The organism is Pararhizobium polonicum, from assembly GCF_001687365.1.
Lineage (GTDB): Bacteria > Pseudomonadota > Alphaproteobacteria > Rhizobiales > Rhizobiaceae > Pararhizobium > Pararhizobium polonicum.
This window is the reverse complement of record NZ_LGLV01000022.1, coordinates 51,484-76,056: the sequence shown is the minus strand read 5'-3', so window position 1 is coordinate 76,056 and position 24,573 is coordinate 51,484. Positions and strand designations below refer to the sequence as shown.

Here is a 24,573-nt window from a genome sequence, read left to right as displayed (position 1 = left end):
ACCTTACCGGGAGGCGATCATCGCCAAGGTGGAGGGCAACCGGATATCACGATGTCCGAGCTGGCAAGCTGGCTCGAGGCCGATCATGGCGTGAGCGCCGATCCCTCCAACCTGTCCAAATTTCTCTGTCGCGCCGGCTTTACCTTTAAAAAAACGCGGATGGCAGCGGAACGCGAACGCGCCGATGTTCGCCAGGAACGGGATGAGTGGCATGACCATCGCCAGCCCGCGATGCGAGAGAGCCCCGGACGTCTCGTTTTTATCGACGAGACGTCGGTCAAGACCAACATGACGCCGTTGCGCGGCAGGAGCAAAAAGGGCAAGCGCCTGCAGGCCGAGGCGCCTTTTGGAAAATGGAATACGCAAACATTCATCGCCGGCCTGCGCTGCGATGCCATCACCGCTCCCTTCGTCGTCGATGGCGCCATGGATGGCGACACGTTCGACACCTATGTGCGCACGCAGCTTGCACCGACGCTCCAGCCGGGAGACGTCGTGATCTGGGACAACCTCAATGTCCACAAAAGCCCCAGAGCGGCCGCTGCCGCTGTCGATCTTGGCAGCCGTCACCCAGGCATTCAGCGCCTCGACAGGCCGGCCAATCAGATAGGCGATCTCGTCCTCTTCGCCGCTGCTGGTCTTAGTGCGGCCGAGATGGATGGCGACAGAGGGCAGGGGAGGGCCGTTCGGCATCTCGATTGGTGGCTCGATGATCAGCTTGTTCACGGCGCAACCCGGCGATCTCGCTGCGCCGGCGGCCACCGGAGGCAAAGGCGACCATCAGGATCGCCCGGTCGTGCAGATCGCGCAGGCTGTCGGTGGCGCAGGTCGCCAGCAGTTTGGCCAGCACGTCACCGGTGATCGCCTTGGCGCTCTTGCGAAGACGTTGTCTTGGCGCGGTTCGGATCGCCAGTCGAATGGCCGATTTGAGGGCAGGGGAGGCAAAGGCGCCGTCAAAACCGCGCCATTTGCTCAGCGTCGACCAGTTCGCCAGCCGCCGCCGCACGGTTCCTGGCGCATGCGGGCCGGCGGATTTCAGGAACCCCTGGCGGCCGAAGGTTTTCGTCGACGCTTTTCGGCATGCCGTGATCCGGATCGGCCTCGCCGCGTTCTGGATCCCACAGGTGATGGGCGACAAATTTCAACAGCAGCGCCTCCGGCGCCGGCCAGGGCAGGGATTGTCCGGTCGCCGCCATTCCCCAGGCCTCGAGATAGGCGAGATCCGAGGTCAGTGCCCTGAGCGTGTTGTCGCCCATGCCCTGGTTGACGAGATGGCGCAGGGTTTCGACGTCCCGGTCGGTGAGCAGCTCGGCGAGTTCGTCGCGGCGCTCGATCGGCAGCACGGCGGCGATGGTGTCGAGCTCTTCGGCGCGCCGTTCGACCGCGGTTGCTGATGTCTTGGGTTTGGCCACGGAGGCTCCAAAATCGCTGTATTCGGCGATCTCTGAGACCGTGATTTGCGCCCTGAAAGCAACAACCATCGATAACCTATACTTATCGATGGTTATACGACCAACCCACAGAACCATGCAGTGACGGACACAAACTATCCACTGGTGTCCGTTTAGCAAATCATTTACCATGATTTCAATGGTTTATGATCTTGAAGAATTGCCCATCCAGAGCCTGCTGCGGCCGATTTCGGACGCGGGTTCGGCGTTGACCCGTCTCGATGAGCGGATCGCCACGTTCTCCAGTGGGCGATGGCTGGATCGAGCGGACGCACTTTACCGACGCCTGCGCCTCGCTGTGGATCGATGGCGAGCTCGTCCATCTCGAGGACCTCGTCCTCCACGACGCCACGAAGGATATTCGCGCGCCGACCCACGAACTCACCATCGCCCGCGATGTTTTGCGCACCCGCCGTCGTATTGCCGCGCAGACACCCGGCTGGGCGCTCACTCCTGACGGTCTCCGCAGCCTGCGGGGCCAGGCGTGGCCTGACCATCTCTTGTTGACGGTGGCGGCGTCGAGAAAGACGGCGGCGCCGTGTCAGTCGATACAGTCGGAGGAGGGGAGGGAGAAGAGGACGGAGGCGGCGCAAGCGCCCTCGACGCTGAGTTTGCCGCGATCGATGCGGTGCTGGCTCGATCGGATGCGGCCATCGAACAAGCAAAGACGCCCGGCCAAGGATCCGCTCGTCTATGATCTCGATTGGGACGAGGACGAGCGGCTGGAGGAATGGCGTCACGCCTTGCGGCCGCGTTCAATTTTGGCCTGAAAACCATTCCCGTCGATCGCCGGAGGCATCGCAATCGCGAAACTTGGCTGCTGGCCATTCTCGGCGGCTTTATTGCCGCCGTAGAGCTTGGACTGAAGGAGCATGATCGCCTGGCCCTCGCGCGAAAGATGATGGAGCGGCGGCCGATCGGGAAACGCATATCGTCAAAACTGCCAGAGCTGATCGCGTTGGTGATCTCGCGGCCGCTGGTGTCGGCCGGTATGATTGCGAAGGAGCTTGCCGTCACCCCGCGGGCGGCGCTGCGGATCGTCGAGGAGTTGGGCTTGCGCGAGATGACGGAGAGGGGAAGGTTTCGAGCGTGGGGAATTCTGTGATCTCATTTAGGGAACGGCAATCCGATGCACGCGGCACTGCCAAGGTTCGCGACAGTGGCTTCGGTGTCGCGGAAAATGGATAGTTTTGAAGATGTAGCGAAAATCTAGTGCAATTCATCATGCATCAATGTGTACAAACGCACAACTAGAACAATAACAGTTGCAAATCGTAAGCCAGAAGGCTCCATTTCGGTGTGGCTGGGGAGGTATCGTTGGACATCTTTAATCTCGATCAAGCGTTGATAGAACGATATGAATCGTTTGCGCGCTCGTTCTCCGAGATTCGTGCGCCTGAAATCCACGCTCAAGTTGATGCTGCCTATAATGAGCAGCGTTTTTGGCCCGAGCCCCTGATCACCATTAATCCGCGCTTTGGGTCTGGTCATTCTGTTGATCAGCTTTTCGCGCAAGAAGTGCTCGATCCGGCTCTTAGCAGGATATTCGCAGCAGGCCCTGGCCGGACGCCGATCAAGCTTCACCGTCACCAAGATCGCGCTGTTGCGAAGGCGCGCAATGGTGAAAGCTTCAGCGTGACCACGGGCACGGGGTCAGGAAAATCGCTGTGTTTCTTCTTACCGATCGTCGATGCGGTGGTGCGCGCTCGGCGCGCAGGCGAGCAGCAGCGGACGCGCGCGATCATCATCTATCCAATGAACGCGTTGGCCAACAGCCAGCTTGAGGAACTCGAAAAATTCATCGGCGGCTCGGGGCTCGAAGAGGGGCTGCGTCCGACCTTCAGCCGCTATACCGGCCAGGAGAGTGATGCGGAACGGCAGGCGATCGCCAAGGCCAAACCCGATATCTTGCTGACGAACTTCATGATGCTCGAGCTGCTCTTGACGCGCCAGGATGAACTCGATCGTGCCGTCATCGCCAATGCAGCCGGCCTGGATTTCTTGGTGCTGGATGAATTGCACACCTATCGCGGCCGTCAGGGGGCGGACGTCGCGATGCTGGTCCGTCGCGTGAAAGACCGCCTTGTCAAAGAGCAAAAGCTGCTGTGCATCGGTACGTCAGCGACGATGTCGAGCGCGCACGAGGAGATCGAACGAGCAAGCGCCGTTGCTCGCGTCGGTAAGCTGATTTTTGGGGAAGAGCTCAGTTCGGCATCGATCATCGATGAGAATCTCGCCAGGGCAACCGATCCCCGGATCAATAGCACAAGCCTCGGAGCAGCACTCCCGGATGCGGTTCTGGCGCCAATACCGGAAAGCCTGACGGACAAGGAGTTGCATTCCCATCCGCTCGCCTGCTGGATCGAGACCGAGATCGGGCTTGTTGAGGGCGAGAAACTGCGCCGTCGCCCGCCCATGAACCAGCTTCGGCGCTCCAGGAACTCTTGGCGACTTTCAGCGGCAGAACCTCACCGCTCTCACGCCAGAGCTGAAAGATGTTCTTCCATTCGGTGTCAGGTTCAGTGTGCAATCGCATCATGGCCCTCTGGGATTATCTGCACATATGCCTATGTCGCTGTCGCGTCCCTGCCGAGCGTCAAAGTGGCAATGTTCGACATCCAAATTGCCCTATCCTATTCGAAACAAAAAGGGAACATAGCAACTAAATCGGCCATTGAAAACCCTTGATCTCGTGCCTTTTGCATGGGCCAGATCGTTCCATTTCAAGTACTTGGCATGGTGTAGTCGGTGGTTCGTATCCCTTCAAGGCGTCTACTGCGTGCGAAAGATATTTATCATTTGAGTGATCGGACAGACGCTGACGATCGGGCGGGTTTTAGGGCGCCCATGAAAGCTGCATTGGGCTGGACTGAAACGTCGGTATTCGTTATTCCCATGTCTTGTGGTGACGCTCAAAAGTCGCTGAACATCTCCGCGTATCCGCAGGGTCTTCAAAGTTGAAAAAAATCCAGCGCAGTTTTACCATAGAGTATAAATCCGGTCGGCGAAAACCAGATGCCAAGCCAAACTCGATCTGGGGCAATATGGATCTCAAGTCCGTGGCGTTAGATTTGGAGGAAGAGGCGATGCCGTTTGTTCCGAACAGGCACCTGGTAAGCAAATCCGCCGGCGAAGTCTCTCCATCGAAAGCTGAGCCGGCAGGGCCCTTGTTGACACCGGCGATCGTGCGGCACACAACTGCGGCAGTAAAAGAGGAGATGATGATGGCGGACGAAATCGATACGATATCCACTGCTGATGCGCCGGCGGTTGTGGGAACGGCTGTTGCGCCAAAGAAGCAGCGCAAGCCCCGTACCAAAAAGGTGGTGCTCGCAGCTGCCTCGAGTGACGCTGCGGGAGAACCGGCAATTGCTTCAGCCGACGCGGCGGGCAAGCAGAAACGGGGACGCAAGGGCAAGTCGGTCGGCGATGCTGGCACCGCAAAGCGCGTGCCTGTGAAACGTGCTCAGAGGCCGGTGCAAGCAGCGCCTGCCGTGTCGGCTACGCCGAGCGATGAGATGGCGGATATCCTGCAGCTGGAAGAAGAGAACCAAAGGCTGCGCAAGCTGCTGGCGGAAAAACTTCGGGCCGAAAACACCGATCTGCGGAAGCGTCTGAAGCTCGATTGATTTCAGGTATGCAGCCAATCGCCGGCCGCATTTCAGTGCCTAGCGAGACGATTATTCTGGTGGCGGTCACACCGCCGCCGGGACGTCAACTGGCATCCTGCACGCGGGGTAAAAACGCGAGGTCGAAGTGATGGCATCTCCATGGCAGTTCCTTGCCCGACTTGTGTCGCCACGACACTTGGAAAAACAGGACGGCAGTGCGATCAAGGACGTAAAGCCGGACGTCGCGGTGATGGCGGGACCGACTGAGACGCCTGTCAAAGAGAACGTCAAGCTCGCCGAGAAGCCGACACGCGAAGAGGCCCAGCCCTTCGTTCAATACCAACCGGTTGCTTCACGGCCCGAACCTTCGGCAGGAATCGGCGGTGAACTTCAGGACATGAGGGAGAGCCGTAGTGACGAGCGCGCGGAAACCTCTGATCCGACGTTACCTGATAACGGCGCCCCGCACACGCACCCCGCGCCGCAGGTCGATGAGACTGTTAAACCTTTGCCTGCCAAGAGGAGAGGTCGCGCCAAGACAGTCGAAGCGGTCGCTGTGGTTTCGCAAACATCCCCCGTCGTTTCCAACGTTTCCGACCAGATGAGCCTGGACCAAGAAATTGGAGTTCTCCGGGATCAGTTGGCGAGTAAGCTACGCCGGCAGAATGCGCAATTGAAGCAGATGTTGGAGCGGTTTGATCGTTGAATCAGTCACGATCTCGCTGCTTGAATGAAGATGAACAGCGCCCGTGCGGAAAAATGCCTTTTCCCAAAGATGACCTCGACGGGGTGCATGATAATTCTCCAACCTGCACCGGTGTTCGAGGTGCGTCTACAGAGGAGATGCGGTTAATGCCCACGCCGAGGCTAGTTTAATGAGACGCATTTTTCGTGCGCGGCCTTCGTCCCACTCGCATGCCATGCTCGGTCCTCCGGGCGATAACGAAGCATTTCGAGATAGGAGTCGAGCCCCGAGAAACGCAGGGTCGGGGTTCGTATCCCTTCAAGGCGGCGGGTGTTGCTTCGGGTCTGCAACAGAGAACGTCGGCGCTCAATGGACGATCAAGCAGCCTCTACCATTTTCGCTTCAATCCATCCGGCCAAGGTTTTAACGCCGGGATTTTGCCGGAGGTGATGAGCGATCCATAACTGCAATCTGTGTGGCCCGAGGATGAAACCGAATGGAGCAACAAGTTGTCCTGCATCGATCTCTCGCTGAACCAGATATTTGGGAGCCATGGCGACACCCGCCCCAAAAGTAGCGGCTTGGAGCATAAGATAAAAATGCTCATATTCCTCCGCAATCTGAAGTTCCGGAATTTCACGTCCAATGGCTGAAAGCCACTGTTCCCAGGCTCCTTTCCGCGTTGCCGTGCCCAAGACCTGCGCCGTTCTCAGATCGGCGGGGGATTTCAAGGGATGGCGCAACAGGTAATCCGAGCTACAAACGGGCCCGATTTCCTCGCCAATCATATCTAGAATCACGACATCGTCGGGCGCGCTATACATTGTGTTCCGAATGGCTACGCTGATACCGTCCCTGGCGAAGTCGACTTCTCCATAGTTTACATTGAGACGGAAATGGATATCCGGATTAAGGGCCTTGAATTCAGGTAGTTTTGGAATCAGCCAGTACTGCATGATCGTTGCCGAGCACGACAAGGTCAGCGGGCCAGCCGAAAGACGCGCTACCGCCAAGTTAAGGGACCGAAACCCTTCGCTGAGAGTCTGCGCCATCTCGGCCCCCGCCGGCGTGGGCTCGGATGATTTCGAAAGGCGCCGGACCAGCGTCGTCGCGTACAGGCGTTCCAACTCGCGAACGTGACGGCTTATCGCGCCATGGCTGACATCGAGTTCTTGTGCGGCTTTCGTCATGCTTCCCAGCCGTATCGTCGCTTCGAACGCGCGAAGAGCATGCAAGGGAAGATTTGCGTAGGACATTGATACCTCCTTACATACTGCACCAAACAGATTCCCGGACGATGTCAGCTTGACGCACATCAATGAAGGTCTGAATTAGCGGACACTCGACATTTTACACGGAAATATGCCGCCGGCACAGCGATTGGATCGGTATGGAAGACAACTCAATGATTCATCTTTGTCTGATCATGTGATTCAAACTCACATCAGGCGGCTTGCATTGTGCCTGTTTTCAGGGAGCCGCGCGTGTATCATCGCCAGAACGATCATGGGAGTACGGAGGAGGGTCCAGTACGCTTTCGATCGAGGAGGAGATATATCGTGACCAGTTCAATGCGCCTCGAGGCTGACTATATCCTTGAGACATACTTGCCACCGGAACAAGCCGCGGAAATAATTGCCGGCGAACAGTCGAGTGGTACGTTCGTCGCGGTACCTGGCGAAACGCCCGCGTTAAAAGCGTTGGCCGCTGCAAAAGTGGAATCCCTCGAAACCATCGCAACGTACAATGCCGTTCCAGCCCTCGACGGTCGATATCCGACTGACGCCGCTATGCCTTTGCATCAGGTGAGGATGACGCTGTCCTGGCCCATTGCAACTGTTGGAACATCCCTTCCCAACATTCTGGCGACAGTCGCTGGCAATCTTTTTGAACTTGCCTGTGTCACTGGTCTCAGGATCGTCGACATTCGATTTCCCCCACCATTCTTCCAAAAATACAAAGGTCCTGCGTTCGGGATTGAGGGAACCAGAAAACTGAGCGGCGTTCAGACGGGGCCGATGATCGGAACGATTATCAAGCCGAGTGTCGGCTTGACGGCTGATCAAACCGCTTCTCTGGTCAAAGACCTCGTCGACGGCGGTATTGATTTTATCAAGGATGATGAGCTGCAAAGCGATTCCTCGGTCTGCCCGTTTGAAGACCGCGTTGATCGCGTGATGCGGGTGATCAACGAGGCCGCGGGACGGACGGGTAAAAAGACGATGTACGCGTTCAACCTGACCGGCGATATGGATGAGATGCGGCGACGTCATGACAAGCTTGTCTCAGCTGGTGCAACATGCCTGATGGTTAGCCTGAACTCAGTCGGCATGGCGGGTTTCGTGGATTTGAGGTCGTTCAGCCAGCTCCCGATCCACGCCCATAGAAACGGCTGGGGTTACCTGACGCGTCATCGCTCTCTGGGCTGGTCTTATGTTGCCTGGCAAAAGATTTGGCGGCTGGCCGGCGCGGACCACATGCACGTCAACGGTGTCGACAACAAGTTTTCCGAAGACAATGAATCTGTCATTCGGTCGGCGCGTGAATGCCTGACGCCCATTTCGGAAGACAAGCCTTGCCTGGTCATGCCGGTATTTTCGAGCGGGCAGACCGTGCGTCAGGCCCACGCTACATATGAAGGGCTGCAGTCCGATGACCTGATTGTCACGGCTGGCGGCGGGATCGTGGCTCATCCGAAAGGACCTGCGGCGGGCGTCCAAGCTCTTCGGGATGCGTACCAGGCCGCCACCTCAGGAGAAAGCCTGGAGTCCGCCGCGAAGCGGAGTAAGGAACTGAAGCTAGCTCTGGAACCGGGCGCATGAATTGCGCGCTCGCATCGCTCCCTCCGGGGCCGTTGGTTTCCTTCTACGGGGATGATTTCACGGGATCGTCTGCCGCGATGGAAGCATTTGCCTGGCAAGGCATCAAGACGGTGCTTTTTCTTGATGTTCCGTCGGCAGAACGGTTGGCAGAGTTTTCTGATTACAGATGCATCGGTATCGCCGGGATAGGGCGCTCCAAAAGCCCGGCCTGGATGGATGCTCATTTGCCCGCAATCTTCGAACGTTTGGGACAAACGGGCTCTCCCATCGTGCACTACAAGGTTTGTTCGACCTTCGATTCCTCGCCGCAGATTGGCTCTATCGGGAAAGCGGCTGAAATCGGTGCAGGCATGTTTCCGGGTCCGATACCGATGTTGGTCGGTGATCTTGGGATGGGACGTGTTCAGGTTTTCGGCCATCTCTTCGCTCAAGCCAGTGGCCAGTATTATCGGTTGGATCGTCACCCAACGATGGCCAATCATCCATCGACACCGATGCAAGAATCCGACCTGGCCCGACATCTGGCTGCGCAGACGAGTTTGCCCATATCGAATATCGATTTCCTCCGACTGAAAGCGGGTGATCCGACAGAGGTCATCCCCCCAAACGACCCAGACAAGTCGCAGATATACTCAATTGATCTTCTCGATGAGGAGACGTTGCGCGCCGCAGGACAGGCCATCTGGACCGCAGGCCGGAAGCAGAAGTTCGTTATCGGCTCGCAAGGCGTGCAGGCGGCACTCGCGGCTTATTGGCGTTCAGTGGGTCTCTTGACAGATCCTCAGATCGAGACATCGGTCCAAGCAGTCAACAGAATTGCTGTGGTGTCTGGATCGGTTTCGCCCATGACTGCCGCGCAGATCGAGCACGCGAAGTCTCATGGTTTTGAGGCCATTCGGCTCGATCTTGGTCGGGTGTCAGACCAGAGTGCGTGGAATGCCGAAATTGATCTTGCGGTGCATAAATCCAAGTCGGCTCTGTCCGAAGGTCGCGATCCCCTGGTGTTTACAGCCAAGGGTCCCGACGACCCCGCTGTCCGGCAGTTCAAAAATAAATTCTACCACGACCGGGCGACGGCTGAGGCCGCCAACGATCTCATAGGAAGCAGCCTTGGACAGATACTCGATAGGCTGATCATCGAAGCGGGCTTAAGTCGTGTGGTTTTGTCGGGAGGAGACACGTCTAGCCATGCTGCGTTGAGGCTCAAAATCGACGCCTTGACCAGTGTTGCAAAGCTGGCTCCTGGCGGTCCGTTGTGCCGGGCTCATTCTGCAGACCCGTCCAGAAATGGAATCGAGATCGCGATGAAGGGCGGGCAGGTGGGCTCTGTCGGCTACTTCGCGGCGGCAAGAGACGGTCAATGAAAGTTTTGCCTCGCTCAGATCCGTGAGGACGGAGCGTGTGCCGGTGTAATGCCGGTAAATTTGGGAGTTAGGGAGGAAACGACATGCCAGAAGAGAATGAAACAAGAGTTGCACTTGTGACCGGTTCCGCAATGGGCATCGGATTTGCGATTGTGCACCAACTCGCGTTGGATGGCTTTGCGGTTATCATTGCCGACATCAACAAGGAAGCTGCAGAAAAAGCTGCGGATGAACTGAGAGCGGCCGGACTTAACGCGCAGTCAGTCGTGATGGATGTCGGCAATCCCGCTTCGATCGCGGAGGCATTTAAAGCTGTTGAGGCCGAACATGGTCGCTGCGATGTTCTCGTCAATAATGCCGGCATAGCCAAGACATTTCCATTTATCGACTTTCCTTATGACAACTGGGCTGCAACGATCAACATCAACGTCACAGGGGCACTGCTGTGCAGTCAGCATGCCGCGCGGCTTATGCAGCGATCGGGTTGGGGCAGGATCATCAACATTGCGTCTGTGGCGGGCGAGCGAGCCGTGGGACATGGCCGGACCGCATACGGTGTGTCAAAGGCAGCTGTCATCGGCCTGACCAGGCAGATGGCCGCCGAACTTGCGACCTACGGAATCACCAGCAATGCCGTTGCGCCCGGTCCCGTGGACACACCGCTGACCGAGGTTCTCCACTCTGCGGAGTTCAGGGCTACATACACGGCAGCCATTCCGGCGAGGCGTTACGGGAAACCGAGCGAGATTGCGTCGACCGTCTCGTTTCTGGCGTCCGAGGGCGCAAGCTATGTGAATGGTGCGATCATTCCAGTAGACGGCGGCTTTCTCGCAGCCGGGGCGCTCCCGGCTTAAGTCGGGCAGTTTGAAATGAGCATCGGTGTGGTGTGCGGCCATTTTGGGACGAGGAGCCCTCGGTTTCCGGCACATCGCTCGACGTAGAATACGCATGAAACCAACATTCAACAAAAGCGACGTGCAATACCTGGGAGGTAGGGCGCGCAGAAGGAGTGTGCCTCATGGAAATGCAGTTGAAGCAGGGATCTTCGTCGATTCCTTTCTTTAAGACCATGCAGAAAGTGCCAGCTGGCATGATGTTGATCCCGCTCATACTGGGTGTCCTCATCAACACATTTGCACCGGACGCGCTACGAATTGGCGGTTTCACCCAAGCATTGTTCAAAGACGGTGCGCTGGCTCTGATCGGGCTGCTGATTTTTGCAACCGGTGCGCAGATCACCGGGAGCCATAGCGGCAAGGCAGCCGCTGCTACCACCGGGGTGGTGCTCCTGTGCAAGACCCTGATCCCGGCGGCGATCGCAGTTATGCTAGGCCTTATATTTGGACTTGAAGGGTTCTGGGGGGTCTCGATACTGGCGCTCCTCGCGATTATGGGCAACAGCAATGGAGCGTTATGGCTGGCTTTCGCGGGGGAGTATGGTGACGAACGCGACACCGGTGCCTATGTCGCAAGCGCCTTCGATGATGGCCCTTTCCTTGCCATGATCTTTCTAGGCGCCTCCGGCCTCGGACAGATCCCGTTTTTGGCCCTCGTTGCAGCGATTGTCCCGTTTGCTCTGGGTCTGATCGTCGGAGCAGTCGATCGCGAGTGGACCCGTGTTCTCGATAGTGTGCCCAGCATTACAATCCCCTTCATGTCCTTTGCAGTCGGCACCGGTATTAGTCTGGGTACGGTGCTTACCGGTGGACTGCAGGGGCTGTTCCTTGGTGTTGGCGTTGTCGTTTTTACCGGAGGGCTCACCTACCTCGGCTATCGCTTTTTGTTGCGTCGTGGTTCGAAGAGTGGCATTGGCTTCGCTGCAGGTACAACTGCCGGCAACGCTGTTGCCGTCCCAATGGCCGTCGCCGTCGCAGATCCCCGCTTCCTGCCCTTCGTGGAGTCAGCCGCTGCGCAAACTGCGACAGCAGTCCTGGTGACCGCCATTCTGGCCCCAATCGTCGCTTCCTGGGTTCTCAAACGCTCCGGCGGTCTTACTGTGCACGATCCTGTATCCTCAGCCATGTAGAGGGTTTTTCGCCACTCTCATTGTTCGAAATCCGTCTGTTGATCGGCTCAGGGAAGAATTCGGCGCTGAAAGTTGTTGCTGACCTCGTTCGATCTGCTTTCAAGCGCTAACAGCCCGACGGTTCGAAATAATGCAGCAATACTTGTTTGCGATCGGCGAGAATTTCAAGCTTCGACCCGATTAGACCAAAGACTGTCTCAATGACGTTCAACGGCCCGTCACTCACTAGCAGTCTTTCTCGTCCCTGAGGATTTTGATCAGGCAATCCTTGACCAGTTGAACCTTGGCAGACTTGGCGGCTTGGTCAAGAACCAGCAGCCATATATCCAGCGTTAGGTCAGGGAGAAATTCGAGAACCCTTATAAGGCCGGAGCGTCTACCGGCAAACGTCGGCAGCAAGGCGATCCCGATGGCGCTTTCGGCCGCTGCGAGATGAGCGGTAAATGAACTCAGCCGCATAATGAGCTGCTGATCTCCGATGAGTTCGTCCAGCCATGTCGACATGGCCAGGTAGCCCAGATCTTCGCTCCAGCCGATGAACCTGTGGTTTCTGATTTCGACCTCGTCGCCGGGTAATCCGAAACGGTCAAGATAGGTCTGGTGGGCAAAGAAGCCGAAACTCACCTTGCCGACGGCCCGCATTTTGTACTTACCCCGGTCGGGCGCTATCAGGCGGATGACGATATCGGACTGTTGTGCCGCGAGCTTCACGGGCTTGACGCTCGACCGGATGTCCAATCGAAGGTCCGGATACTCAGACATGAAATCCGAAAGACCCGGAATCAGAACCTGATGTCCCAGCAACTCCGGAGCGTCGATGCGGACAATGCCTGAGTAAGGATTCTCCAGGTCATTCGCTGCACGTTCGAAGGACTTGAGATGCGATTGCGCGCGTTCGGCGGGAAGCAGAAGGTTTTTCCCGGCTTCCGTCAGTTCGTATCCATCGGAATGGTGACGGAAAAGCGTAACGGCGAGCGACTGCTCCAACGCCGTGATTCGGCGCGATACGGTCGAGACGCTTACGTTCAATTGCCGTGATGCCGCAGTCAAAGACTTCGTGTTCGCAACGGCGAGAAAAACGCCCAGATCGTTCCAGTCCATTTGCTTTCCATTTTTGCAACGCCGGTTACCCAAATTGGTATTCGACCGCTACGGCCAATCGTCCTAGTTTACCACCAATGCCGCAAGGAGGCCATTATGACCGTTAGAGTCCAAGCATTTCAGTTTTCCAGTTTTGGTAACCCGGATGTGCTGCAGCTGTCCGATATTGAGCTTTCGCCTCCGAAGGCTGGCGAAATCCAGCTCAAGCACCTCGCGATCGGCGTAAACTACATCGACGTATATCATCGCAAAGGTGTTTTTGCCGCCCAGCTTCCACTGCCGAGCGGACTAGGCGTCGAAGGCGTCGGCACGATCACCGCGCTGGGCGAAGGTGTTTCGAACTTCAAAATCGGTGATCGGGTCGCTTATGTCGGCGGCCCGCCAAACGGCTATTCGACGGATCGAAATCTGCCTGCGGCCCGCGCGCTATCGGTACCGGAGACGCTCGATAACGAGACCGTTGCGGCCCTTGTCTTCAAAGGCCTCACGGTCGAATACCTGATCAGGCGTTGCGTCACCGTCGCAAAGGGCGACGTGGTATTGCTTCACGCGGCGGCTGGCGGCGTGGGCTCGATCGCAACGCAGTGGCTCAAGCACATAGGCGCGACGATAATTGGCACTGTAGGGTCCGCTGAAAAGGCGAAGATCGCAAAGTCCAATGGCGCAGATCATGTGATCAACTACAAGACCGAGGACTTCAAGGTTCGCGTCTCGGAAATCACCCGCGGCAAGGGTGTCCAATATGTTTTCGACTCCGTTGGCGCAGACACCTTCACCCGGTCACTCGATTGTCTGAAGCCTCGTGGAACCCTTGTCAGCTTCGGAGAAGCGTCCGGTCCGATCGAGCCGCTCAGCGTAGCGTCCTTAGGAGCCAAAGGTTCCCTCTTTGTAACACGTCCTTCCATCGCTCATTACACGGCCGATCGTGCGGAATACGAGGCTGCCGCGAAATCGCTGTTCCAAACCATCCAGTCAGGAGTGGTCAGAGCACCAAACGTGTCGACCTACCCGTTGCGTGATGCTGCGAAGGCCCATGATGATATGGAGGGCCGTCGGACAAGTGGTTCGGTCATTCTTATTCCCTGAGCCAGTCCAACTTCCCAAACATCTTTTCGAAGAGGCTATCGCACTTAAAGGGCGATGGCCTCGTGCCTCCGTACGAGTGAACATGAATCTTCCGTTGGGTATTAGCCTCTCTGTGTTTTCGTCGGTTCTGTTCGGCGTCCTGTATTATTTTTCGACGTTCCTTCACTCTTTGACGGCCAGCGAGGTTTTCGGTTGGCGCCTGTTGCTGATGTCGCCCTTTATGACCCTGTACACGTGCATGTCCGGGGACTGGAGGCGCATCGTGACGTTGATCCATCGCATCAACGTCACGATGCGCCTGAGCAGTGCTTTGCTCAGCGTTCAACAGTGGCTGTTTCTTTGGGCTCCCATGAACGGTAGCGCTCTGAGCGTGTCGCTCGGATACTTCATTTTGCCTCCGACGATGATCGGAGCCGGCCGATTGGTTTATCGCGAGAAACCCCCGGGGTTACAACAAGCCGCGGCCATCGCGGTAATGATTGGAGCAGGGCATGACGTGTTTAGAGCTGGCGGATTGCCGTTGCCACCAGGAAGGCCACCCTTCAATGGCTCATAGCGATCCGGATCCCGTTTGATCGTATAAGGGGGGCGGACGCCAGCCGGGCCATTCAGCCTTGCGCGCGATAGTCGCCTCGCCGCGGAAATTGAACGCTTCCTGTTTGCTCACGCCAACGCCATATCGCAGAGCGCGTCCGTTCTCCAAAACCAGATAGGGACCAGAACAAGGTGCGCCGGTAGAAACCGGCAAGGAGTAGATGGTGAAAGTCCATTGCAATGAAGGAGTAGCGATCCACATTGCCCCCGAGTCATGCGCGGTCAACCGTGAGGCGTGTAGCGTTGACAGGGGAGCGTGTAGGCCAGCCATTGAACCGCGAAACTGGCCAGGTTGCTCTCAGACACCATATCGTCTGTCGAGTTCCTTGAGAGCCGCCTGCACCTCATCGATCGAAACCGGCTCCAGCGTCCCAGGAAGCCGGCGGAGAGCCGGCTTCGAGTCGACCGCATGGAAGTCCGACGCCCAGGCGGCGAGGATCGCGCGCTTGTCATCGATTGACAGGGCTGACGCGCTCACGACGTCGACTGGGCGCCGAATCTCCATGCCTTGCACCAAAACCGTTGGCCCCATTGCCACTGCTTGGTCGATTGCCTGCTGCAATAGGGTGTGCATCGTTGTTACCTCACATGCGGATCCCGGTTACCTCGCGTCTGAGACGCGGCAATGGCATTGACCTCGGGCGCGAGAAGATCGTGTTTTTCGGCGAAGGCGGCAAACAGGCCGCGGGCGGTTTCCGCTTCGATTTCGCCGCGAAGCGCGGCAGTGCAGGCCTTCAGTGCGACCGAGTGCGTGCTGTCTCGTATTGCCGCCGGCCATTCAACGAGATGGCGGTAGGCGTCCATCACGCTACGAACCTCTGCCGGAAAGCCGGGGCCGACAAGAATGGAAACGGGCTGTCTGAACATATCGGGTTTCATCGCTCTCTCCTTCCCAACCCGGATGTTGACGGGCGCCGTTGCTACGGCGCCCTTCTGCGGACAATGTAAACTAAGCCGCCTTCTGCGCTTCGATCTGCGCTGGAGCAGCCGAATGCCCCAAAGCAGGCTCGCTCTGGATGGAGATCCTGCGCGGTTTCAGTGCCTCCGGGATTTCGCGCACCAAATCGATCGACAGGAGACCGTTGCTCAGATCCGCTCCGTTCACCCTGACATGGTCGGCAAGCTCGAAGCGGTGTTCGAACGGACGGCCGGCAATGCCGCGATGCAGGTAGCCCTCGGCGGATGTCTCCTGCTTCTTGCCGGTGACAGTCAGTAGGTTGGACTGGAAGGTGATGTCGAGGTCGTCCTGGGCAAAGCCGGCCACCGCGATCGAGATCCGGTAGCTGTCATCGCTGGTCTTGATGATATCATAGGGCGGCCAGTCGCTGATCGAGCGGGCACGCTGCGCGTTTTCCAGAAGATTGAAGACCCGATCGAAGCCGACGCTCGAGCGGAAGAGAGGTGCGTAGTCGTAAGATGTTGCCATAGCCATATCCTCCTTGAAGCAACATGGGTACGGAAGCGCCGAAAGACGGCGCTCCCAGCAAGGCCAGCCCTTTCATCAGCGGCTGGCATCAATCGATTTGGTTTTTGAGTTTTTGGGATTCAAGGGCGCTAAGAGAAAAATTTAGTATCTTTTCCACTGTCCCTCCGAGGCCGATCTCATGTGCAAACCCACTTGAACGCCGCGCATCGGCCCTATGGATGCGGGAGCTACAAGGCGGGATCGCCTGATTGCTACGGCCTTAAACCTACTTGAGCCGCAGACCAATCGGTGGGCCGCTGTGACAGCGTCATTCATGGAATAAATTGAAATCAAGCTTTCTTGCCTGTCCTCTGGAAGCGTGGACATTCATCTCCTAGATCATCCGCGCCTAACGAGACGAAAGGAGGAAACGGATGGCATTCGAAACCTTTGAGCACCCGATTTATGCGCAACGGAAACACTTCATTCAGGAGATCACCGGTCTAGACGACGTCTTTGATTTCCTCGATGAGTGGCCACAAGACAGGCACGACCTCGTCTACGAGGTGATGGTGAACGCGTGCCGAAAGGCCGCAAGCGGTCAACTCCCCTTTCAGGCCGTCGCAGAAAACTTCCGTCGGTTTCTCCAGAGGCACGGCATGCTTGCCGAGGTCGAAGACGTCCCATTACATCCGCGACAAACCAATAGTCGGACTGTCTCTGGCGTATAATTGATGGATGACACCCCGATCGCGGAGGCTTCTGCGCCCCGGAGCTAACGACCCATCGAGATCACAACCGGTGATGCGAAGTGAGCTGACCGCCGCGTCGATGCGGCGGTGCATAAAAGACCCCTGAAAACAGGTCTTCTGCATCCTCTTTCGACATCTGCCAATGGATCCTTGGCGCAGGGGCAATCGTGTTGCGAAACACGCTGAACGTCCCCTTCAAAAGGTTAGAAAGCCGCCGCCACACCGGGGCCGGCAACCAACGCATTCGCGAGCAGACGCCCAGAGCCGCGCCGTCTACAGCCATTGATGCAATTATTCAGAGGGAATGATTTACGGACGCGCGCTTCGCAAAGCCTCTGCTATCTCGATTCGCGCGACGCCGATCAATTGTTCCATCGCGTGGCGCGCCGCATCGGGCTGCCGCATTCTAATCGCTTCCAGCACATCTTGATGCTTTGATATCGCTTGTTCGTGGGACTGGCTTGCACGATTGGTCAGCCGGAAGCTGGCAAGAAGTGCAGCGCGGATTGCCGTGGCAAACTGCCGGTAAACCCAATTGCCGCTGGCGTTAATAATCGCGGTGTGAAAGTCCAGATCTGCCCGGCTCCATTCTTCGGTGTCGCGCGCATTCGCTTCGACCATTTCCTCGAATGCTTTCGAAATATGGAACAGTTGTCGCGCCGTCGCGTTGGCAGCTGCCAGAGCCGCTGCGGCCGGTTCCAGCAACTGCCGCGCATCGATCAGCGATATGTAAAAATGTTCGTCAGCGCCGAACTTGAGCGTCGCGTCCAGCACCAATGGATCCAGATAATTCCAGTTCTCCCGTGGCAGTATTGTCGTGCCCGCCCGCGTGCGCGAGCGAATGATGCCGAGGGCGGAAAGATATTGCATTGCCTCTCGCAGCGTCGTGCGGCTGACACCGAACTTGTCGGTGAGGTCGGCTTCGTTTGGCAGGACTGAGCCTTCGGCCATCTCGCCGGAAATGATCATATCGACAAGCTGCTGGAGGAGTCCCTCGCGAACGCTTCGCTTGCCGCTGTCGGCGATGGGAAAGCCCTTGGCGGAAACCAGTCCCGCCGTCCGTGCCACGGTCATCTTACTCTCCCTCAGACGGCAGTCTGCCGTGTCAGGTTGCCTGACATGAAGTGCCAAGCATATTTCATCCAAGGTCCAATTTAGAAATAAATCGTATTTATATCAAGCTGTTTTGTTACGCTATTCCTGACCCCATCTGAATAAGGAAATCTTGTAGGTGATTGGCAAAACTTGCAATTCTGGTGAAACGGAAGAGCGCTCTGCCCATCCCGGTTCAAGGGAAAATTTTCCAGCGGTCGCTCTTGTAAAAATAAATCATATTTATATTGACAATGATATGATCAACGCTAACTTAACAGTATTCCGCCGGAGGTGCGGGATTGCGACTGTATCGGGCGCGCATCACAGGATAGATTCTCTTGGGAGGAGCATATGAAACTCATGAAGACCGCCGCTTTGACGGCAATGACATGGTTGGCCATCGGTGCCGCCGCCGGGTCCGTTTCGGCGCAGGACAAGGACTTGAAGGTCGGCGCGATCTATATGGACGCGCAGGGCTTCTATGCCGGCGTGCGCAAGGGCATCCAGACCGGCGCCACCGATGCCGGCCGCAAGCTCGAGATCATCGAAACCAACGCGCAAGGCGACGTCAGCAAGGAATCGTCCTTCATCGATTCGCTGATCTCTGCCGGCGTTCAGGCGATCATCGTCTCGCCGGTCTCCGCCGATGGCTCCTACCGCGCCATCCAGCGCGCCCATGACGCCGGCATTCCGGTTGTCTGCTACAACACTTGCCTCGGCGAAAAGGACATGAAGGAGTTCGTCTCGGCCTATGCCGTCGGCGATCCCTATGATTTTGGCCACAAGCTGGGCGATGCCGCTGCCGATTATTTCATTGCGGAAAAGAAGGACGCGCCGAAGATCGCGGTTCTCAACTGCGAATTCGTCGAAGTCTGCGTCACGCGCCGCAAGGGCTTTGAAGAAGCGCTCCTGGCCAGGGTGCCGGGTGCGCAGATCGTCGCCAACCAGGAAGGCGCCACGCTCGACAAGGCCGTCTCCGTAGCCGCGACCATGTTGTCCTCCAATCCAGACCTCGACGCCTTCTTCGGTGAAGCCGGTGGTGCGACGCTGGGTGCTGCCCGTGCCGTTAAAAGCCAGGGCCGTGTCGGCAAGACGGTAGTGTTCGGCGGTGACATGACGACGGAAATTGCCCAGGAGCTGGTCGATTTCACCGTCATCAAGGCCGTTGTCGACATCTCCGGCCAGGGCCTGGGCAAGTTGGCCTTGGCGCAGGCGATCAAGTCGATCGATGGTCAGGCACCTGCCGATATCAAGGTGCCCTACGATATCGACCTCTATAACTCGACGGAATCGGCCAAGGGCTGGCTCGAAGCCCATTCCGACGGTATTCCTTGATCTCCCAAGCTGCGCCGTCCTTGGGAGGCGCAGTTGACCTGACCAGCCGGGCAGACATGTTGCTCTGCCCGGCCGGGCCACGCCATGAATGTGATGGCGCAACAATCCCTGAACAGGTTTCGTCATGATCAATTCCACGGCCCGCCAAAGCCCCGCTCGTACCATCATCGCCTCGATCGAAAACTGCACGAAGCGCTACCCCGGTGTGCTGGCGCTAGACAATGCCAGCTTCGATGTCGCCGCCGGCGAAGTCCGCGCGCTGCTCGGCAAGAATGGAGCCGGAAAATCGACGCTGATCCGGATTCTGACCGGTGCCGAAATCCCGGATTCCGGCATGGTGCGCATTGGCGGCGAGGAATTGACCCAGACCGGCTCCGCCCGCGCGCAGGAATCTTTTTCGAAGGGCGTGCGCGTCGTTTACCAGGAGCTTTCCCTCGTGCCAGGCATGACGCTGGCCGAAAACCTGTTTCTCGGCCGCTGGCCCCGCAAGGCCGGGGTTCTCAGCTATTCTCAAATGGAGGTGCAGGCGGCAGAGGCGATGGCGCGCCTCGGTCTCGACCTGCCGCCTTCACGCCTCGTCGCTGGCTTGAGCCCCGCCGAACGGCAGTTGCTGGAGATCGCCCGCGTGCTGCTGGGCAAGCCCAAGCTGGTCATCCTCGACGAACCGACCAGTTCGCTCGCCGCCGCGGAGGCGGAAAAGGTCATGACCGCGGTCAAGCGCATCGCCGGCGAGGGTATCGCGGTTGTCTATGTCAGCCACCGCATGAACGAGATCCGGCGTATATCCCAGTCGGCAACCGTAATGCGTGACGGCCGGATCATGGATACTGTCGATGTCGCCGGTGCCGACACGCGCGAAATTGTCCGTCTGATGCTCGGTTCTGAGGCGGCGCAAGCCGCTGTTCTCGAAACGAAGACACGCGATAAGGTCGTGCTCGAGGTGGCGGACTTGGCGTTCACCCCAAAACTCTCGTCGATCTCCTTCAAGCTGCGCCAGGGCGAAGTTCTCGGTATTGCCGGCCTGCTTGGTTCCGGCCGCACTGAACTGCTGCAATCGATCATGGGCGTGCGCTCTTTCGATCGCGGGACTGTTTCGGTCGATGGAAAATCGGTCGGGCTGCCGAAATACAAGCGCATGCTTAAGGCCGGTTTTGGCTACACGCCGGAAAGCCGCAAGGAAGAGGGCATTGTGCCCCTGCTTGGGGTCGACGAGAACACGGTCTCGACCAATTTCTCCAGCGTCAGTTCCTACGGCGTCCTGTCGGCAAGCCGGATGGCGGAGGCGACGCGCAGGGTCATCAAGCGGCTTCACGTCAAGACAGCCGAGACCGATACGCCGATCGGCACATTGTCGGGCGGCAACCAGCAGAAGGTCGTCATCGGCCGCTGGGTCCATGCCGACAGCCGCATTCTGTTGCTCGATGAACCGACGCGCGGCGTAGACGTCGAGGCGAAGGCCCAGATCTATGCCATCATCCGCCAGCTTGCCGCCGAAGGCCGCAGCATCATCTTCGTCTCCAGCGAGATCGAGGAACTGCCGCTCGTCTGCGACCGCGTCGTGGTCCTGCGCGAAGGCACGCTGAAGGAAGAATTCACATCCCCCGATATCGATCAGGATGCCGTCATGGCAGCCTGCATCGCCGGTCACTGACGGAGAATACAGAATGTCCCTCAAACAGGCAGCACAATCACCTGCATCCGCAAAACGCCGGCGCGGTGGATTTTCGCAGCACATGAACGAAATCAGTCTCTTCGTCGCGATCGCCGTGCTCTACATCGTCTTTACCGCAACGGCCGGCGGGTTCATGACGTTCAACAACCAGATCAACATCCTGCGCGATGCGGCAACGATCGGCATTGCCGCCTGGGCGGCGACGCTGATCATCATTTCCGGTGAAATCGACGTCAGCGTCGGCCCGATGGTGGCCTTCATTTCCGTGGCGCTTGCCTATCTGCTGCAATGGGGAATTCCGACACCGATCGCCTTCGTGTTCGCGATCGCCATCGGTGCCGCTCTGGCGTCCATTGCCGGTATCCTGCGCGCCTATTTCGACGTGCCGTCCTTCGTCGGTACGCTCGGCCTGTGGAGCGCGCTGCGCGGTACGGCTTTGTTCGTCACCGACGCGCTGCCGGTTTCAATCGGGCGGAACGACATCGTCGATATGCTTGACCGGCCGGTGCTCGGCGTGCCGCCGGCAGCCATCATCATGCTGGCCCTGTTTGCCGTCTTCGCCTTCGTCAGCCGCAAGACCGCCTTCGGCCGTTCGGTCTTTGCGATCGGCGGCAATCCGCATGCTGCATTCCTTTCGGGCATCAATGTCGCCCGCATCCGCGTTGCGCTGTTTGCCATTGCAGGGGCGATGGCTGCAGTTTCCGGCATCTTGCTCCTTTCGCGGCTCGGTTCCGGCAACGCGACGGCGGCAAGCGGCCTGGAGTTCGACGTGATTGCCGCTGTAGTTGTCGGTGGGACGGCCCTTTCAGGGGGGCGCGGTTCCATGCTCGGTACTTTGCTTGGCGTGCTGGTGATCACTCTGATCGGCAACGGCCTTGTGCTTCTCGGCATCAATCCGTTCTTCCAGCAGGTGGTGCGCGGCCTCATCATCGTCATCGCGGTGCTCGCCAATATCCAAGCCATCAAGCGCGGCGCTGCCCGCAACAAGGGGTAGGCCGTGACCGTTGTCGATCTCAGCAGCGAAAAGCTTTCTGCCCGCATATCCACCAAGGGCGGTATCGTCCTCGGCTTCTGGTGGGGGAGGGACGAAGGCCGGGTACCGCTTCTACGCGAAGCCCCTGGCGACGACGCCGGCGCCTTGGCATCTGGCTGTTATCCACTGGTGCCTTTCGGTAATCGTGTTCGGGACAATCGTTTCAGTTTTCGCGGCCGCGACTATCACTTCCAGGCGAATACTGCTTGGGACAGGCACTACCTGCATGGCGAAGGCTGGCAGGCCGATTGGACTGTCGCGCAAAAGACGGCCGGTTCGCTCGATCTTTCGTTTAATAACGCAGCCAGTCAAAAGACACCCTACAGCTATGCGGCGACCCAGCGTTTCGTGTTGCAGGATGACGGCTTCACGTTGACGCTGTCTGTCACCAACAACGGGGAAGACGTGCTTCCTTTCGGGCTTGGGTGGCACCCCTATTTTCCGATGACGCCGAAGACCACGTTGCTCGCACCGGCGCGAAAATACTGGACGGAAGTGGACGGCTGGCTGCCGGGTGAGGCAACGGACATTCCGGCGGATGTCGACTTCAGCGATCCGCTCGGCCTGCCCCATCGCTGGGTCAATAATGGCTTTGAGGATTGGTGTGGTGAGGCGCAGATTGTCTGGCCGGAGCGCAACGCGCGGCTTTCCCTGACGGCCGATCCGCTGTTTCGCCATGCTTTCGTTTTCGTATCCGACACCAGTTTCGATCCGGCTTTCCAGCGGGACTATTTCTGTTTCGAACCGATGTCGCATCTGGCAGACGGCCACAACATGCCGGGTCTCGGGGATTTGACAGTGCTTGAACCCGGGGAAACGCTTATGGGCAGCATCCACATGAAACCGTCTGCCTGGGTAGACCAGTAGCATTTACCGCCAGTGCGGTTGGAGAATAGGACATGTCCCAACGGACGGCATACGACTATATTATCGTCGGCGGCGGCAGCTCGGCCTGCGTTGTTGCCGCGCGTCTCGTGCGCGACGGCAAGGCGCGTGTTCTGGTGCTGGAGCGGGGGCCTCGCAAGGCCAACCCGATCATGCATTTCCCGGCGGGCTACATGAAGTTTCTCGCCAAGGATACCTATCTGTCCATGCACCAGACCAAGCCGCAGGAGCAACTGAATGGCCGCGGTCCGATCGTTCCACAGGGCAAGGTTCTGGGTGGCGGCAGCACCGTCAACGCCATGGTCTACATGCGCGGGCAGGCGGCTGATTACGATCGCTGGAACGAGGCGGTGACGGAGCCGGGCACAAACAACGATGGCGCGTGGTCGTATCGGGATATCCTGCCCTATTTCAAGGCGCAGGAAGACAATGATCATCTCGGCGGCGAATTCCATGGGGTTGGTGGGCCGCTGAAGATTTCGGATCTCGGCCACACCAGCCCGATGACACGCACCTATGTCAAAACCCTGCAGGGCATGGGCATTCCCTATAACCCGGATTTCAATGGCGCCGAACAGTTCGGCGTCGGCTTCATGCAGCATACGATCGATTGGCAGACCCGCCGCCGCTGCAGTGCGGTCGATGCGTTTCTCGCTCCCGTCATGAACGATCCACTCTTGACGATCGAAACCGGGGCGACTGTCACGCGTCTCGTTCTGGAAAATGGCAGAGCCGTTGGCGTCGACTACATGCAGAACGGCTCGAAAAAGACCGCCACCGCCGGCGTCGAAGTCATTCTGGCGGCGGGGGCCTATCAGACGCCGAAAATCATGATGCTCTCCGGCATCGGTCCGGAGGAAGAACTGTCCCGCCACGGCATTCAGACGGCGGTTTCGCTACCCGGCGTCGGCCAGAACCTGCAGGATCACTACGAGTGCCCGGTGGTCGCCACGACCAAGGGTTCGTTCGGCTATTATGGAGCCGATCGCGGCTGGCCGATGATCAAGGCCGGGTTGCAATACCTGCTGTTCAAATCGGGACCGGCTACGACGACAGGCGTGGAGACATGCGCTTTCTACGATCCCGACGGCAACAATGCGGAACCGACGATCCAGATGTTCTGCGTGCCCACCGTCTATCTCGACCGGGACGTGATGGGCACCGATCCCGGTGATGGCGTTACCATCAATTCGTTGCTGTTGCGTCCCAAGGCCCGCGGTAGTGTCACGCTCGCCTCGAGCGACCCCTTTGCCAATCCCATCGTCGATACGCAAATTTTTACGCATCCGGACGACCTGCGTCTGACCATCGCCAGCTTCCGATTCGCCCGAACGGTTCTTGCAGCATCGCCGATGCGCGAGTTGATCGACAGGGAAATTTTCCCTGGCATCGACGTGACCAGCGACGAGGCAATCGCCGATCATTGCCGCCGCACCGTGAAGACCGGTTATCATCCCGTCGGCACCTGCAGGATGGGGCATGATAGGGATCCGGAAGCCGTCCTGACACCAGACTTGAAAGTTCGCGGCGTCGATCGTCTGCGCGTCATAGACGCTTCGATCATGCCCACCATCGTCAGCGGTAACACCAATGCCGCGGTTCTCGGTGCTGCCGCAAAGGCCGCCGATCTCATTCTTGCGTAGGCCGCGTTAATGC

General features: G+C 58.2%; 21 protein-coding genes and 4 pseudogenes. 17 read left to right on the top strand and 8 right to left on the bottom strand.

What is annotated here, in order from left to right:
• Nucleotides 1-51 precede the first annotated feature (51 nt).
• Nucleotides 52-492, top strand: a pseudogene (locus ADU59_RS31275) (transposase); the annotation flags it as partial.
• A gap of 48 nt (nt 493-540) precedes the next feature.
• On the opposite strand, the pseudogene ADU59_RS31270 reads toward ADU59_RS31275, so the two are convergent.
• Nucleotides 541-1,412: pseudogene (locus ADU59_RS31270) on the bottom strand (integrase); the annotation flags it as partial.
• Between the two features lie 169 nt (nt 1,413-1,581).
• Here ADU59_RS31270 and ADU59_RS28220 point away from each other — a divergent pair.
• From ADU59_RS28220 to ADU59_RS28205, 4 genes and pseudogenes are all read left to right on the top strand, one after another.
• Nucleotides 1,582-2,556: pseudogene (locus ADU59_RS28220) on the top strand (RHE_PE00001 family protein).
• 212 nt (nt 2,557-2,768) lie between these two features.
• Complete coding sequence (locus ADU59_RS28215) at nt 2,769-4,139, top strand: DEAD/DEAH box helicase (RefSeq protein ID WP_068958970.1); 1,371 nt, start codon at nt 2,769-2,771, stop codon at nt 4,137-4,139.
• Between the two features lie 269 nt (nt 4,140-4,408).
• Nucleotides 4,409-5,080, top strand: coding sequence for a transcriptional regulator (locus ADU59_RS28210; protein ID WP_068958968.1), 672 nt, complete (start codon nt 4,409-4,411; stop codon nt 5,078-5,080).
• A gap of 130 nt (nt 5,081-5,210) precedes the next feature.
• Complete coding sequence (locus ADU59_RS28205; RefSeq protein WP_068958966.1) at nt 5,211-5,768, top strand: hypothetical protein; 558 nt, start codon at nt 5,211-5,213, stop codon at nt 5,766-5,768.
• 356 nt (nt 5,769-6,124) lie between these two features.
• On the opposite strand, the gene ADU59_RS28200 is transcribed toward ADU59_RS28205, so the two are convergent.
• Nucleotides 6,125-7,003, bottom strand: coding sequence for a LysR family transcriptional regulator (locus ADU59_RS28200; RefSeq protein ID WP_068958965.1), 879 nt, complete (start codon nt 7,001-7,003; stop codon nt 6,125-6,127).
• A 315-nt stretch (nt 7,004-7,318) separates the two neighbouring features.
• On the opposite strand from ADU59_RS28200, the gene ADU59_RS28195 reads away from it, so the two are divergent.
• From ADU59_RS28195 to ADU59_RS28180, 4 genes are all read left to right on the top strand, one after another.
• Complete coding sequence (locus ADU59_RS28195) at nt 7,319-8,569, top strand: ribulose-bisphosphate carboxylase large subunit family protein (protein ID WP_068958963.1); 1,251 nt, start codon at nt 7,319-7,321, stop codon at nt 8,567-8,569.
• Entirely contained in the window at nt 8,566-9,933 is a 1,368-nt protein-coding gene (locus ADU59_RS28190) for a four-carbon acid sugar kinase family protein (protein ID WP_068958961.1), read from the top strand. The genes ADU59_RS28195 and ADU59_RS28190 overlap by 4 nt, the downstream gene beginning before the upstream one ends.
• Before the next feature lie 83 nt (nt 9,934-10,016).
• Complete coding sequence (locus ADU59_RS28185; protein ID WP_068958959.1) at nt 10,017-10,787, top strand: SDR family NAD(P)-dependent oxidoreductase; 771 nt, start codon at nt 10,017-10,019, stop codon at nt 10,785-10,787.
• A gap of 164 nt (nt 10,788-10,951) precedes the next feature.
• Nucleotides 10,952-11,959 carry a 2-keto-3-deoxygluconate permease gene (locus ADU59_RS28180; protein ID WP_068958957.1) on the top strand — a complete coding sequence of 336 codons (1,008 nt, stop codon included), beginning with the start codon at nt 10,952-10,954 and terminating at the stop codon, nt 11,957-11,959.
• Nucleotides 11,960-12,184: 225 nt separating this feature from the next.
• Here ADU59_RS28180 and ADU59_RS28175 read toward each other — a convergent pair whose 3' ends face one another.
• Nucleotides 12,185-13,060: a LysR family transcriptional regulator gene (locus ADU59_RS28175; protein ID WP_068958955.1), complete on the bottom strand. Its 876-nt coding sequence runs from the start codon at nt 13,058-13,060 to the stop codon at nt 12,185-12,187.
• A gap of 96 nt (nt 13,061-13,156) precedes the next feature.
• Between ADU59_RS28175 and ADU59_RS28170 the strand changes: the two genes are divergently transcribed.
• Together ADU59_RS28170 and ADU59_RS30765 are read left to right on the top strand one after the other, a co-directional pair.
• A complete protein-coding gene (locus ADU59_RS28170; RefSeq protein WP_068958953.1) occupies nt 13,157-14,146 on the top strand; it encodes a quinone oxidoreductase family protein in 990 nt (329 codons plus the stop codon).
• Nucleotides 14,147-14,228: 82 nt separating this feature from the next.
• Complete coding sequence (locus ADU59_RS30765) at nt 14,229-14,702, top strand: EamA family transporter (protein WP_158515775.1); 474 nt, start codon at nt 14,229-14,231, stop codon at nt 14,700-14,702.
• On the opposite strand, the pseudogene ADU59_RS31505 reads toward ADU59_RS30765, so the two are convergent.
• The 4 genes and pseudogenes from ADU59_RS31505 to ADU59_RS28150 all read right to left on the bottom strand — a co-directional run.
• Nucleotides 14,657-14,858, bottom strand: a pseudogene (locus ADU59_RS31505) (L,D-transpeptidase family protein); the annotation flags it as partial. The gene ADU59_RS30765 and the pseudogene ADU59_RS31505 sit on opposite strands and share 46 nt — an antisense overlap.
• Before the next feature lie 180 nt (nt 14,859-15,038).
• A complete protein-coding gene (locus tag ADU59_RS28160) occupies nt 15,039-15,314 on the bottom strand; it encodes a hypothetical protein (protein ID WP_068958949.1) in 276 nt (91 codons plus the stop codon).
• A 5-nt stretch (nt 15,315-15,319) separates the two neighbouring features.
• Nucleotides 15,320-15,619 (bottom strand): DUF982 domain-containing protein, encoded by a 300-nt coding sequence (locus tag ADU59_RS28155; protein WP_068958947.1) that lies wholly within the window; start codon nt 15,617-15,619, stop codon nt 15,320-15,322.
• A gap of 70 nt (nt 15,620-15,689) precedes the next feature.
• A complete protein-coding gene (locus tag ADU59_RS28150) occupies nt 15,690-16,166 on the bottom strand; it encodes an Hsp20 family protein (RefSeq protein ID WP_068958945.1) in 477 nt (158 codons plus the stop codon).
• 413 nt (nt 16,167-16,579) lie between these two features.
• Here ADU59_RS28150 and ADU59_RS28145 point away from each other — a divergent pair, with 413 nt between their 5' ends.
• Entirely contained in the window at nt 16,580-16,876 is a 297-nt protein-coding gene (locus ADU59_RS28145) for a DUF982 domain-containing protein (protein ID WP_068958944.1), read from the top strand.
• Between the two features lie 330 nt (nt 16,877-17,206).
• On the opposite strand, the gene ADU59_RS28140 is transcribed toward ADU59_RS28145, so the two are convergent.
• The gene (locus ADU59_RS28140) at nt 17,207-17,971 is read right to left on the bottom strand and encodes a FadR/GntR family transcriptional regulator (RefSeq protein ID WP_068958942.1); all 765 of its coding nucleotides are present in this window, start codon (nt 17,969-17,971) and stop codon (nt 17,207-17,209) included.
• Between the two features lie 372 nt (nt 17,972-18,343).
• On the opposite strand from ADU59_RS28140, the gene ADU59_RS28135 reads away from it, so the two are divergent.
• From ADU59_RS28135 to ADU59_RS28115, 5 genes are all read left to right on the top strand, one after another.
• Complete coding sequence (locus ADU59_RS28135) at nt 18,344-19,327, top strand: substrate-binding domain-containing protein (RefSeq protein ID WP_068958940.1); 984 nt, start codon at nt 18,344-18,346, stop codon at nt 19,325-19,327.
• A gap of 124 nt (nt 19,328-19,451) precedes the next feature.
• Nucleotides 19,452-20,978: a sugar ABC transporter ATP-binding protein gene (locus tag ADU59_RS28130; RefSeq protein ID WP_068958938.1), complete on the top strand. Its 1,527-nt coding sequence runs from the start codon at nt 19,452-19,454 to the stop codon at nt 20,976-20,978.
• A 13-nt stretch (nt 20,979-20,991) separates the two neighbouring features.
• Nucleotides 20,992-21,993, top strand: coding sequence for an ABC transporter permease (locus ADU59_RS28125; RefSeq protein WP_068958936.1), 1,002 nt, complete (start codon nt 20,992-20,994; stop codon nt 21,991-21,993).
• A 3-nt stretch (nt 21,994-21,996) separates the two neighbouring features.
• Complete coding sequence (locus tag ADU59_RS28120; RefSeq protein ID WP_068958934.1) at nt 21,997-22,899, top strand: aldose 1-epimerase; 903 nt, start codon at nt 21,997-21,999, stop codon at nt 22,897-22,899.
• A 32-nt stretch (nt 22,900-22,931) separates the two neighbouring features.
• Nucleotides 22,932-24,560, top strand: coding sequence for a GMC family oxidoreductase (locus ADU59_RS28115; RefSeq protein WP_068958932.1), 1,629 nt, complete (start codon nt 22,932-22,934; stop codon nt 24,558-24,560).
• Nucleotides 24,561-24,573: the final 13 nt, after the last annotated feature.

What these genes read in the sequence shown, in the direction of transcription:
- ADU59_RS28170 (WP_068958953.1), top strand. Translation starts at nt 13,157, where the DNA reads ATGACCGTTAGAGTCCAAGCATTTCAGTTTTCCAGTTTTGGTAACCCG.
- ADU59_RS28175 (WP_068958955.1), bottom strand. Translation starts at nt 13,060, where the DNA reads ATGGACTGGAACGATCTGGGCGTTTTTCTCGCCGTTGCGAACACGAAG.
- ADU59_RS30765 (WP_158515775.1), top strand. Translation starts at nt 14,229, where the DNA reads ATGAATCTTCCGTTGGGTATTAGCCTCTCTGTGTTTTCGTCGGTTCTG.
- ADU59_RS28200 (WP_068958965.1), bottom strand. Translation starts at nt 7,003, where the DNA reads ATGTCCTACGCAAATCTTCCCTTGCATGCTCTTCGCGCGTTCGAAGCG.
- ADU59_RS28115 (WP_068958932.1), top strand. Translation starts at nt 22,932, where the DNA reads ATGTCCCAACGGACGGCATACGACTATATTATCGTCGGCGGCGGCAGC.
- ADU59_RS28160 (WP_068958949.1), bottom strand. Translation starts at nt 15,314, where the DNA reads ATGCACACCCTATTGCAGCAGGCAATCGACCAAGCAGTGGCAATGGGG.
- ADU59_RS28150 (WP_068958945.1), bottom strand. Translation starts at nt 16,166, where the DNA reads ATGGCAACATCTTACGACTACGCACCTCTCTTCCGCTCGAGCGTCGGC.
- ADU59_RS28185 (WP_068958959.1), top strand. Translation starts at nt 10,017, where the DNA reads ATGCCAGAAGAGAATGAAACAAGAGTTGCACTTGTGACCGGTTCCGCA.
- ADU59_RS28190 (WP_068958961.1), top strand. Translation starts at nt 8,566, where the DNA reads ATGAATTGCGCGCTCGCATCGCTCCCTCCGGGGCCGTTGGTTTCCTTC.
- ADU59_RS28195 (WP_068958963.1), top strand. Translation starts at nt 7,319, where the DNA reads ATGCGCCTCGAGGCTGACTATATCCTTGAGACATACTTGCCACCGGAA.
- ADU59_RS28130 (WP_068958938.1), top strand. Translation starts at nt 19,452, where the DNA reads ATGATCAATTCCACGGCCCGCCAAAGCCCCGCTCGTACCATCATCGCC.
- ADU59_RS28135 (WP_068958940.1), top strand. Translation starts at nt 18,344, where the DNA reads ATGAAACTCATGAAGACCGCCGCTTTGACGGCAATGACATGGTTGGCC.
- ADU59_RS28125 (WP_068958936.1), top strand. Translation starts at nt 20,992, where the DNA reads ATGTCCCTCAAACAGGCAGCACAATCACCTGCATCCGCAAAACGCCGG.
- ADU59_RS28140 (WP_068958942.1), bottom strand. Translation starts at nt 17,971, where the DNA reads ATGACCGTGGCACGGACGGCGGGACTGGTTTCCGCCAAGGGCTTTCCC.
- ADU59_RS28205 (WP_068958966.1), top strand. Translation starts at nt 5,211, where the DNA reads ATGGCATCTCCATGGCAGTTCCTTGCCCGACTTGTGTCGCCACGACAC.
- ADU59_RS28180 (WP_068958957.1), top strand. Translation starts at nt 10,952, where the DNA reads ATGGAAATGCAGTTGAAGCAGGGATCTTCGTCGATTCCTTTCTTTAAG.
- ADU59_RS28155 (WP_068958947.1), bottom strand. Translation starts at nt 15,619, where the DNA reads ATGAAACCCGATATGTTCAGACAGCCCGTTTCCATTCTTGTCGGCCCC.
- ADU59_RS28145 (WP_068958944.1), top strand. Translation starts at nt 16,580, where the DNA reads ATGGCATTCGAAACCTTTGAGCACCCGATTTATGCGCAACGGAAACAC.